Origin of the sequence: Shewanella profunda (assembly GCF_023283765.1) — a bacterium.
Lineage (GTDB): Bacteria > Pseudomonadota > Gammaproteobacteria > Enterobacterales > Shewanellaceae > Shewanella > Shewanella profunda.
In genome coordinates, this window is record NZ_JAKILG010000013.1 from 62846 (window position 1) to 75700 (window position 12855).

The window sequence follows — 12855 nt, forward strand, 5'->3', positions numbered from 1 at the left end:
ATTTCAGCTTAAACGTATAAGACTTGCTCATTCAAGCCTGACTCAAAGAGATTGTTCATTAAAGCACTTGAAGCCTTTTGGGGAGCATGCGAACCTAGGCGCCAATGCCAAAGGAGTGCTATTGACCATGCCATTTTCTCAATCTTTTTCCGTTGCCGAAATCATCGGTTTTATCGCCATCGCTTTCTTGGGTCTTTTGATCGGTGCCCTTCTCAATCAACGTTTAACCCGTCAGCGTTGGCAACAGTTTAAAGACGAGCTCGAGCAAGAAATGCGTCAAGTCAATGAAGATGCCGAACTCTCACTGGCGCAACAACAAATACTGGTCGATGACAAAGAAGCACAATTGCGTCAATACCAGCAAAGATTAGAGCAAAAAATTGAACAGCTAGGTAAAGCCGAGGCCCTAGCCGAGCGTGTACCGAGTTTAGAGCTACAGCTTAACGATAGCCAGCGTCGTCAATTAGAATTGCAATTGGCATTATCAAAATCCAATGCCATGCAGCAGACCATTCAAGCTAAGGCCGATGCCCAGCAGGAATCCCTTCAGGAAAAGATTGCCACCTTAGAAACCGCAGAGGTGCGTCTGCAAATCCAGTTTGAAAATCTTGCGAATCGCATTTTTGAGGAGCGAAGCGAAAACTTTAAGCACCAAAATGCCAGCCAGCTAGAGGGGGTATTAGGACCGCTAAAACAACAACTCGAAGGTTTTAGGCAACAGATCCGCGAATCCTACACCCACGAACAATCCGAGCGTAGTGCCCTTAAACACCAACTCGAACATCTGCGAGAACTTAATCTGAAGATGAGCCAAGATGCCATCAATCTCACTAAAGCGCTCAAGGGTGATAATAAACAACAGGGCAATTGGGGAGAAGTGATCCTAGATCGCGTGCTACAAGAAAGTGGCCTACGCGAAGGGCATGAATATCATACCCAACAGGATTTAAAAGATGATAATGGCAAACGGTTCAAACCCGATGTCATAGTCCATCTACCGGAAGACAAAGATGTTGTGATTGATGCAAAAATGTCACTCGTGAGTTACGAACGTTATTTCAATAGTGAAGATCCCGCCCTACGCCAACAGGCTATCAACGAGCATGTGATCTCTATTCGTAACCATATCAAGGGCTTGAGCCAAAAAGATTACCAACATTTACATGGGCTTAAAAGTTTAGACTATGTGCTCATGTTTATCCCCATTGAGCCTGCATTTTTGCTAGCATTGGAGCACGACCCAAGCTTGGTTAATTTTGCGCTAGAGCAAAATATTATGCTGGTCAGCCCTACCAATCTTTTAGTGGCACTGCGTACAATCAACAATATTTGGCGTTATGAGTATCAAAACCAACATGCTCAAACCATCGCCAAACAGGCTGGTCGCATTTACGATAAATTATGTGGTTATATCGAAGACATGGAAAAGCTTGGTAGAGCCTTAGATAATGCGGAAAAAACCTATCATAGTGCAATGAACAAGCTATCATCGGGCAAAGGTAACTTAGTGCGCCAAGCCCATTTAATGCAACAATTAGGCGTAGATACCAGCAAACAACTGGATAAAATGTTACTTCAAAAAGCATTGAATGAAGCCCAAGACGACAGCGACACAGAGGAACAGAGTGAGCAAGTCCAACCGCTCGCCGATGAGCCCCGAGAGACCGCCGAACTTGAACAATATTAAGCACATACGAGATAATCACTTTCACCTTGAATCGATACTGAAATATCGATGATGACTTTACAGGAGGCAAGTTCTGCATGTGCAAACCATTAATGAATATGGTTTTATCGAGCGCAATTATTATAGCTGGAGCATTAAATGCCTCTGCCGTTTTCGCCTTGACCCCAGTGCAAAAAACGTTTCTAGAAGCTGAGAAAGCGCTAAAAAAGCAAGATTACGCAACCTATAAACCACTTCGTTCAAAACTTGGCGACTATCCACTGGCGATTTACTTAGACCATGATATCGATATAGGTAAACTTAACGCACTCTCGGGCACTCAAGCCAAAGCACTTATTGATAAATATCAAACCACCCCTATGTACCATCGCCTGCGAGCTAAGTATTTAGCCAACGCGGGCAACCAAAAACGCTGGAATGACTTCCTTGCTATCGCTAAAGAGGCGCCAACGGATATTCTCCTGCAGTGTTTTTTTTATGAGGCCAAGCTTGCCAAGGGCGAAACCAAAACCGCCTATGCCGCCACGCAATCACTGTGGGTTTATGGTGGTTCTCGCCCTAAGGAATGTGATCCCCTATTTAACGCTTGGATAAAAGCGGGTAAGCGTAATCAAGATGTGATTTGGGCGCGAATGCTACTGAGTTTTGATGAGGGTGAAACCAGTTTATTAAGTTACTTATCCCAAAAAATCACCACCCATAATAACGAAGCTAAACGCTTAGTGGCGGTATTTAAGGATCCGAACAGCCTGCGCCATACTGAAAAATTTAAAGATAAAAACCCTATTGTCGGTGACATCGTCGCCCTTGGTTTAAAACGGCTTGCACGTAAAGATCTTGACCAAGCAATTAATTTGTATGCTCGGTATCAAAAATCTAAACGCTTTACACCCGCTCAAGAACAACAGCTGCAAAAGTTCTTAGTCCGTCGAGTATTAATTGAACAGGATGATAATCATAGAGACTTCGTGGACGCTCTGTTGCCCGAAATGAAAAGTGATGATTTAGTTGAACGTCGTTTAAGGTGGGCCATTCGTAAACAAGATACAACCCATATTGCCCGTTACCTTAATTTGCTCGAACCAGAAACCCTCGCTAAGGAGCGTTGGCAATACTGGCTATACCGAACAAATGCTAGAAATGCCCCCGACAGCGCGACTAAAGCACTGGGGGCGATTAGTAATGAGCGTAATTTCTATGGTTTTGCCGCCTCACAACTGTTAAATAAACCCGTATCGCTCAACCAAAGCCCAGAACCTGTTGTGGATGCAAGCAGCCCAAAACTAGAGGACGACTTAGGCTTTGTTCGCGTAAAAGAACTGATGGAACTGGATCGTTATTTCGATGCCCGTTATGAATGGGTCACTTTACTCAAACGCAGCGATAACCCTATGCGAGCCCGCTACGGCCGTTATGCCCATGATCAAGGTTGGTATGATTTTGGTGTTGAGGCGAGTATCCAAGGCAAATTATGGGACGATATTCCCCTACGTTTTCCTATGGCACATCAACCGGGGTTTGAACATGCCAGCAAAAAGCATAGGGTTAATATTGATGAAATCCGTGCGATTAGCCGCCGAGAAAGTGCATTTTATCGCTATGCGACCTCAGGTGTTGGTGCCCGTGGCTTAATGCAAATTATGCCTGCAACCGCCAAAGCCACCGCTAAAAAACACGGGGCAAAATATAACGATCCTAAGGATCTTTATAGTGCTGAGCTTAACCTCAATTTGGGTAGCGCCTATTACGCTCAGCTTTTAAAAGAGTTTAATCAAAACCGTGTACTCGCCACCGCTGCATATAATGCCGGCCCTTCAAGGGTACGCCGCTGGTTAGCCGAGTCCAATGGTCGATTGGATACCATGGGATTTATTGAGTCAATTCCCTTCACTGAAACCCGTGAATATGTCCAAGCAGTGCTGAGTTACCGTTTGATTTACGAAGCGCAGAAGAAAAATCCACAGCCACTGTTCAGTGATACCGAGCTTAAATTTAGCTATTAATTGCAAATCCTCTCTTTGCGAGTTCAACAATAGGGCTAACCTAGGTTAGCCCTATTGTTGAATACCAGCATTCAAACCAAACTTTTCTTTAGTATGGGTTAAGCGCATATTAGTCTCTATTATTCAGATAATTACAAAAGTGCATACTTAATCAGCAATCAACCATTATTGATAAAAACTTATTTGCACTCCACTAGGTTAAATGCAAATAATTAGCAATTAACTAATTTAATACCCACATTTGGCCAATGATTAACCTCAAAACGCTCAGCCTAAGCTGTGAATATCAACCCTTTGTCGATCCACAAACCTTAGCCATTGATGGTTATGAGGCCCTCGCCCGTTTTTATTTTTCCGATGGCAAGGCCATTGCGCCTAATCTCGTATTCGAGCAATTACATGTATCCTCAGACATGTTAGCGGCAATTGAATACCAAGCTAAGGTATTTCAACTCGCCCATGCTCCCCGCAATCAACCCATTTTCATTAATGTCGACCCTCACGCCGTCAACGGTTCGCATACGGCAAAGCTATTAGCATTGCTGTCTGATTATCAGCAGATCACGGTCGAAATTATTGAAAATACCTGTGTAAGTGATGCAAACCTTGCCAATCAACTTTTTGCTAAGTTCAAGGAAGCAAACATTAACGTAGCGCTCGATGATATAGGTGCGCCCCATTCCATGCTGTCTGTGGAATTAATGATGAATGTAGATTACCTCAAATTTGATCGCCATTGGTTAACCTTGATTGAACAACCTCAGGGTATCCAATTATTAATTGCACTCGTCGACTTTGCGAAGCGCTCGGGCAAGCGATGTATTCTGGAAGGGATAGAAACCGAAGCTCAGCTTGCCTTTGCAAAGGACATTGGAGTGCATTTGGTGCAGGGCTTTTTATTCAAGTCATGGTTTATTCGCCCTACCAGCACAGAAGCCTTACGTTTTTCCTAACCTCATCACTAAACTCGGTTTTATTGAGAAATATGTAATGCACCTTTGACTCATTACTCCCAACTGGATATCAAGGGAATTATCCACCATAGTGATAGGACGAGTCTATTATCGACTCTCCTCTAGCATGGCATAAGGAGTCTAGTGTGGCACCATCAGGGATCAACGACCTATTAGCACAACTTGAGCAAGTGCTACTGGGGGAACCACGGCAAATTCGCCTCGCACTCGCCTGCATACTCGCCCGCGGCCACTTACTGATTGAAGATCTACCTGGCATGGGCAAAACCAGTATTTCCCATGGTATTGCCCAGAGTTTGGGGCTCAGCTACCAAAGAGTGCAATTCACTAGCGACATGCTTCCCGCCGATATTTTAGGTGTATCCATCTTTGATAAACATCAAGGGCAATTTATCTTCCACCCTGGCCCCATTTTCAAACAGATGGTCTTAGCCGATGAGATTAACCGCGCAAGCCCAAAAACCCAAAGTGCCCTACTCGAAGCCATGGCCGAACAGCAAATCTCCGTTGACGGCATAACCCACAGACTCCCAAACCCCTTTTTCGTTATCGCGACTCAAAACCCAACGGATCAATCGGGTACGTTTCCGCTGCCTGAATCCCAGCTAGACCGTTTTATGATGCGGCTTTCTATCGGTTATCCGAGCCACGAGGCTGAGCTTGCCATGCTTAAAGCTCACCACACACATCTAACACTGGATCAATTGCCCCAATGTTTAACCCCGATGAGCTTGATGCAGCTGCAAGAACAATGCGACAAGGTTAGTGCATCCGATGCCCTGCTCAATTACATCTTGGCTTTAGTGAGTTTTTCTCGCACACAAACTGAAAGCGTAGGCTTATCCCCCCGCGCCACCAAAGCCCTACTGCAAGCAGCAAAGGCATGGGCATTTTTAGCCGGTCGGCACTACCTTGTCCCAGAAGACGTACAGGCAGTGTTTTGCTGTGTGGCGGAGCACAGACTGAGAACCAGTAGCCAATTGCAGGGCGAAGCGATTTCAGAGCGTATCCTCGCCAGTGTGAATCCTATTATGTAACGGTGAGATGAACATCGTGATATAGGCAAAGAGCGAATATCAAAGATGAGGACAGAGTGAAACAATTAATTACGCGCATTTGGCAGCGATGGCTTGCCAGACGCCTCCCCCCCAATACCGAAATCACCCTCAGCCATCGCAGTATTTTTATTCTGCCCAGTGGTTTTGGGCTTATCTGGCTCGCTCTTGTTTTGCTGTTATTTTTATTTGGCACTAACTACCAAAACAATTTGGTGATTGGGTTAAGCATTTTACTTTTAAGTCTTTTTAATACTTGTATTCTCTACAGTTATAACAATCTTGCCGGGCTACATTTACGGGCCAGCATGCCGCCTGAGGTCTATGCGGGGGAAACGATCACTTTTCCTATCCAGATCAACTCTAATCACAGCAGTTATCATATAAATCTTGGTTATCCAAACAACCACAGTTACACGCTTAAGCAAGTAGGGATAGATGAAGTCCAAGCCCTTGTTCCCTTTGAACATGGAATTCGCGGCCTTGTTACACCGGGGCGACTTAAAATTGAGTCTTTCTATCCACTTGGTCTTTGCCGTACTTGGTCCCATGTTGACTTAGCTATCACACATTTAGTCTACGCAAAGCCGATTGAAGCCCCACTTCAGCTTGAAGCAACGCTTGATCATCTAAGGGAGCAGCCACCCACAGTAGCAGGCCAGCATGTAGCGGGTATCGATGAATTTAAAGGGCTTAAACCCCATGTACTGGGTGAATCCCTTAAGCAAGTGGCTTGGAAACAATGGGCGCAGGGGCGCGGTATGCTGAGTAAGGAATTTGAGCAGCCCCAAGGTAAGCCTGTATGGCTAATACTTAGGCCCAATCCTAAACAGCTTGAAACCCAACTGAGTCAGTTAAGCTGGCAGGTCAATAAACTGAGTCAACTTGAGCAGCATTTTGGTCTATGGCTACACCTCCCCACGGGTGAGAATATTATCCTGTCACCTGCTGTCGGCAATAGCCATAGAATCGCCTGCCAGAAAGCACTGGCATTGTATCCGCTCAATCCACAACATCCACAAGCGGGTGCTCCACCCCATAGCGCTACCGCTAACCCACCATTCTATGGCAATGAATTTGTTGAAAAACATCGCCAACTAACGCAGAGCGGATCGAAATGAGCCGCTCAAAGAATATCGCAGCAACTAAAACGATTACTGCCCCACAAATCGGTGACAACATCAGCCGTCAAACTCTATTTTGGCTGCTGCTCACGAACCTTGCGGTACTGAGCCCCTTATTTGATAAAACGACACCCTGGACACTTGGGATCTGCGCAATTTGTCTGCTTTGGCGCATTGGGATTTACGTCGGCAAAGTGGCTAAACCTCCGCGCTTTTTAGTGACAAGTTTGGCTGTTGGTGCTGCCATCACATTAGCACTGGTCTCAGGTCAAATGGGGGTACTCAATGCCTTAATCAATCTGCTTATTTTAGGTTATGCCTTAAAATACATTGAGATGCGTAACCAAAGAGATGTTAGAGCAGTGGTGATTGTTGGCTATTTTCTGATTGCGCTGACCTTTATAGATCACCAATCTATGCTAAGCACTGTGCATTTGCTCGCAGTGACAGTGGTTAATACCTGCGTACTTGTCACTTTATATCAAAGTAAACACAGGTTGCGGCATACATTATGGCTTGGGGGCAAGTTGCTGTTGCAGAGTGTACCGCTCGCTCTACTGCTATTTTTAGTCTTACCCCGTTTTGCACCGCTCTGGCTTGTCCCCAATATGAAAGAGGCCAAAACAGGGCTATCCGATACCCTTGCCATTGGTGATATCAATAAACTGACCCGCTCCACCGAGCTTGCTTTTAGAGCGAGTTTTACGGAAAGCACGCCACGCCATACCGAACTTTATTGGCGGGCATTGGTAATGGAAGACTACGATGGAGTGACTTGGCGCCAAGAGAACGGCATTAAGAAACTACAACAGGATGCATTGATTTTTCCACCATCAAGACCAAGCCCAGCACAGCAGGTATCGACGTCAACAGTTGATGAATTGAGAAATAAAGCTGAGGACAATCAAGCAAAAACAAACCGTCCAAAGACTCAGGTTTATCGATATCAGATCATTGCCGAGCCAAGTCATCAGCCATGGCTTTTTGGCCTCGATGTGGCCTACAGCGAAGATACCGCCGTAGTCAATCTGCCCGATTATCGAATCTTTGCCCTACGTAATCTCGATCAACGCATGAGCTATCAGCTTGATTCTTGGCCCAATGCCACAATGGATCTTATCCTTTCACCTCGGCAAAGGGATATCAATCTGGCGCTGCCTGACAACAGTAATCCACGTACCTTACAACTTGCCAACCAATTTAAGCAAACCTACCCCGATGCCAAACAACGTCTTGTGGCTATGATGCAGTATTTCAATACTGAGCCCTTTTTTTATACGCTCACACCTCCCATGCTAGGGCCACAGCAAGTGGATGATTTTCTGTTTGAAAATAAAGCGGGTTTTTGTGTGCATTATGCTACTGCATTGATTTTTATGGCGCGGGCGACCGGCTTACCTGCGCGCATGGTCACAGGCTATCAGGGCGGTGAATATAATCCCAAGGCGGGATATCTGAGCGTATATCAATATATGGCACACGCGTGGGCCGAAGTTTGGCTTGAGAACGAAGGTTGGGTGCGTTTCGACCCAACGGCTATGGTGGCACCTAATCGTATCGAGCTAGGTTTTGATGCTGAGTTTACACCTGAGGACAGTTATCTAAAGGAAAGCCCTTTTAGTAGTTTACGCTTTAAATCCACACCATGGCTCAATGAGCTAAGACAACGTTTTGCCAGCATAGATTACTATTGGAGTGTGTGGGTATTAGGCTTTAATCAAGAAAGACAAAATAAGGTGCTCAATCATATTTTAGGGGATGTCACTAAAACCAAAGTAGCGGTATTTATGGGGTTATGCCTGAGTTTAATAGGGTTTTATATCGCCTATAGTGTGGGATTATTTCACCGTAAACGGGAGCGCGACCCTATTAGCTCGCGCTATCAACACATTTGTTTACGTCTTGCGGCACATGGAATAACGCGTCAAGAGGGCCAAGGTCCGAATCATTTTGCCGAACAAATTATTAAAGATTACCAACACCAAGCACCCAACTTTTGCGCTCTATTTAATGCATTAACCCAAAGTTATGTCGCGCTTAAATATCAAAACTTGCCCCCAAAAGCGTATCAACAACAGTTAAGACAATTCAACACCACGGCCAAGGCATTAAATTGGCGGCTAATACGGCCTAGTAACCTATTAAAATAGGCACTAAATAAAGTGAAAAAGTAAAGTGTTGAATCTTATAAATCAAACACATAGAATTGCTTTTACTTACACTATTGTCATTTGCGTCGTTGTAACTTAAACAAGCCTTTGTTTGTTAAACAATAGTCACTCACAACACCACGAGTTGCCCATGCTAAAGTTAATCCAGTCTAATCAAATGGAAGTGCTCTGCGCCCATTTAGCCGCTTACCTTCGCCAGAGTGTACCTAATACACGCCTGCTACGTAGTGAGCATATTCTGGTACAAAGCCCTGGTATGTCGACTTGGTTACGCCTTGAAATTGCAAAACAAAATGGTATAGCGGCAGCACTCGAATTTCCACTGCCCTCCAGTTTTACTTGGCAGTTGTGCCACCATTTATTGCCCAATGTCCCGAAGGAAAACGCCTTCACCAAGGCAGCAATGACCTGGAAACTGATGCAGTTATTACCCCGTCTGTTAGCGGATGATGCCTTTGGGCCACTTAGGCACTATTTAGGTGACATAAGTTTACATGCGTTAAGTGACATTGATGTAAATGGATTGGATGAATTTGCGCATCAGCGTCCTGCCGATGATATTAAGCTGTATCAGTTGTGCGGTCGTATTGCCGATATTTTCGATCAATATTTAGTCTATCGACCCGACTGGATTTTAGCTTGGGAGCAAAACCAGCACCCTACAACGCTCAACAAACCGCTCAATGAAGACCGACGCTGGCAACCCATTCTATGGCGCGCCTTGATTGCCTTTAATCGCGATGAACTCAATCAAAGCCATTATCACAGGGCAAACCTGCACAGCGCATTGATTGATGTGCTCAATGATCCCAATACCTCACTAACCCCGTTACCCCAACGTCTATTTGTGTTTGGCATATCTTCAATGGCGCCTCAAACCCTTGAAGTGCTTTATCATTTAGCAAGCCGTATTGATGTGATCATTTTGAGTCTGAGTCCATGCCAGCACTATTGGGGCGATATTATCGATCCACGTCACCGTGCACGCATGGCGGTGCAATACGCCGGCAAGCGCCAATTAGCAGAGCAATGGGAGGATAAACTCGAGGTCGGCAATCCTCTGCTGGCGAATAATGGCAAGATGGGGCGTGAATTACTCGATATGCTGCTTGAGCTTCCCGCAGAACACTGTGATTTTGGTGATGATGTTTACTGTGAACCTTGCGATGACCCTAACGATCCTGCCAGTCACGCCAGTATGCTCCACGGTGTGCAATACGATATTTTAGAGATGCAGACCTTAGATAGCGTGCTTGGGCCAGATGCTGCGCTTTACCAAAATATCGCAGCGCGGCGCGTGCTCAAAAAAGATGATGAGTCAATACAAGTTAAGAGCTGCCATAGTCCACTGCGGGAAGTCGAAACCCTACACGATCACCTGCTAGAAATGCTGAGTCGCCATCCCCAATTATCACCCAAAGATATTGTCGTGATGATGCCCGATGTAGCCGCCTATGCGCCTTATATCGATGCCGTGTTCGCCGCCAAACAGGGCCTGCATTATATTCCCTACGCCATTGCTGACCGCGGCGCGGCGCAGGAATCGCCACTCATTAATAGTTTTTTGAATTTGCTCGGGATTAATCAAAGCCGCTTCGGCTTGACCGATATTCTCAGCATCCTCGAAGTGCCCGCCATTTTGCGCCGTTTTCAGCTTGATGACGATGAATTACAACTGATCCGCCGCTGGCTTGATGAAGCTGGCGTTCGTTGGGGTCGAGATCAACAAAGTCGCCTAAAACAAGGTGTACCCGCATTTGAGCAAAACTCTTGGGCCTTTGGCATAAAACGACTGATCTTAGGTTATGCCTTAAGTGACGATGCGCCGCTCTACCAAGATCATTTAGTGGTTACCGGCATAGAAGGACAATCGGCACAAGCACTCGGTAAACTGCTCAACTTTATCGAAGTGCTCGATGAAACCCAGCAAATACTCGAAAAAAACCAACCGGGCGCCGTGCGTTTAATGGAATTAACGGCGTTATTGGACGCCTTTTACGACGCAGATGAAGACGAGCGCGAGCAGTTACAAGATATCCGCGATGCCATTGCCACCCTAGAGCAAGAGCTATTATCCGCAGGAAAACCGATTGAGGCACAATCAACAGCCCAAGCCGATATCGCCACGTCGCTAACCTTAAGCATTGAAGTATTACAGCAATGGTTTAATCAGCGTTTAACGGAATCCCGCGTAGGTCAACGCTATCTTGCGGGCAGTGTCAACTTTTGTACCCTTATGCCCATGCGTTCCATTCCCTTTAAACTGGTCTGTTTGCTCGGGATGAATGACGGGGTATATCCAAGAGTGCAACACCCAGTCGGTTTTGACCTTATGGCCCACTTTGGCCCGCGTAAAGGTGATCGCTCCCGCCGTCTTGATGATAGATATCTGTTTTTAGAAGCCCTGCTCTCGGCTCGCGAGCAGTTATATATCAGCTACATTGGTCGCAGTGAAAGGGACAACTCGGAGCGTATCGCCTCGATGCTCGTTTCTGAACTGATTGAATATTGTCAGCTTTGTTATCTGCCTGAACACCTATTACCACAGCTTGCCACTATGAGTAATAGTGAAGAGGTAGAAAAAGCCCTGCTCAATGAGATTGTCAGCCAACAGCCATTGCAACCCTTTGACCCTAAGTTATACCAACCCAAAACGGCCGACTCAAAAGGAATTAAGCAAAGTTATAGCCAACAATGGTGTCCACCTAATGCGCAGGTTCAGGCTGATAATGGTCGTTTTATCGGTGAACTGACACGCATAGTGATTGAAAATGAAACCATTATTGAAGATGAAGTAAAACGAGAATCCACCGTCGAAGATGAACACGTGGATATTTCGGCCCTGATCCGCTTCTTTCGTAATCCGGCCCAATACTTCTTTAACCGCACACTCAAGGTAGATCTAAGCCTTAATATTCAGGCCGATGATAATGACGAACCCTTTAGCTTGAATGCCCTTGAACGCTATATTTTACAAGCACAACTACTCGACAATAGCATAAGACAAGGTGTGTTAGAGCCGGACATTGAGCTTTTAAAACGCCTAAAAGCCAGTGGTAACTTGCCCATGCATCCCTTTGATGATCTACTGCTACGCCAATATCAGCAGGACATTAAACCACTGATCGATAGAACCTTGTTTCTTAAAGGCGAGCAACAGAGCCATCATGCAGACATTAGACTAAGCTTCGATTTAGCGATTTCCCACGCAACTCAATCTGGTCAAACGCGCAGAGTATGGCTTGAAGGCCGTATTGATGATATTAGCCCTAAGGGACTCATCAATTACCGCCCCGGCAGTGCCCATGGCCGCGATATATTGAAACTGTATTTACGCCATCTGTGTTTAATGGCGATGGGGTATACCCACGCAAGCTACCTATTGGATATGGGGCATTTCCATGCGCTTTCGCCAATTATGCCAGAGCGTGCTCAGCAACTATTGGCCGATTTACTGCAACTTTTTTATCAAGGTCAACTGCATCCCCTGCGTTTTATGCCACGCACCTCCCTTGCTTACGCTAGCAGTGAAGGCGAACATGTTGAAAGACTCAACGGGGCACAGGCTGAATGGCTGGATGAACAAGGGGAAAAGAGCGAAGGTACTGAGCCCCATTATCAGCGGTTATTTCACTTCCCGCGGGATTTTACTGAAAATACCTTTGGTGTACTCGCCGACCGTATTTATCGCCCCATGGTCAGTTTATATGTGAAAGACACACTTGCTCAGCTTGAGGACTTTGCCCTCAATAATGGCATGAACCTCGGTAGTGTTAACTTAGATCCAGCGGCCGATATCAATAGCGTTAGCACACAACAGAATATCTCACAGGGAGAATGA

Annotated in this window: 7 protein-coding genes; all 7 read left to right on the forward strand. The window is 45.7% G+C overall.

Translation table 11 applies throughout. From position 1 onward, the window contains the following. Positions 1–127 precede the first annotated feature (127 nt). The 7 genes from rmuC to recC all read left to right on the forward strand — a co-directional run bounded on the left by rmuC (position 128) and on the right by recC (position 12855). Positions 128–1687, forward strand: a complete 1560-nt coding sequence (gene rmuC / locus L2744_RS08815; RefSeq protein ID WP_248991564.1) for a DNA recombination protein RmuC — start codon at positions 128–130, stop codon at positions 1685–1687. Between the two features lie 77 nt (positions 1688–1764). Then, positions 1765–3690, forward strand: coding sequence for a transglycosylase SLT domain-containing protein (locus tag L2744_RS08820; protein ID WP_248991565.1), 1926 nt, complete (start codon positions 1765–1767; stop codon positions 3688–3690). 248 nt (positions 3691–3938) lie between these two features. Further along, a complete protein-coding gene (locus L2744_RS08825; RefSeq protein ID WP_248991566.1) occupies positions 3939–4643 on the forward strand; it encodes an EAL domain-containing protein in 705 nt (234 codons plus the stop codon). A gap of 146 nt (positions 4644–4789) precedes the next feature. After that, a complete protein-coding gene (locus L2744_RS08830; RefSeq protein WP_248991567.1) occupies positions 4790–5701 on the forward strand; it encodes an AAA family ATPase in 912 nt (303 codons plus the stop codon). Between the two features lie 56 nt (positions 5702–5757). Further along, positions 5758–6840: a DUF58 domain-containing protein gene (locus tag L2744_RS08835; RefSeq protein ID WP_248991568.1), complete on the forward strand. Its 1083-nt coding sequence runs from the start codon at positions 5758–5760 to the stop codon at positions 6838–6840. Beyond that, a complete protein-coding gene (locus L2744_RS08840) occupies positions 6837–8993 on the forward strand; it encodes a transglutaminase TgpA family protein (protein ID WP_248991569.1) in 2157 nt (718 codons plus the stop codon). The genes L2744_RS08835 and L2744_RS08840 overlap by 4 nt, the downstream gene beginning before the upstream one ends. A gap of 151 nt (positions 8994–9144) precedes the next feature. Further along, positions 9145–12855, forward strand: a complete 3711-nt coding sequence (gene recC, locus L2744_RS08845; RefSeq protein ID WP_248991570.1) for an exodeoxyribonuclease V subunit gamma — start codon at positions 9145–9147, stop codon at positions 12853–12855.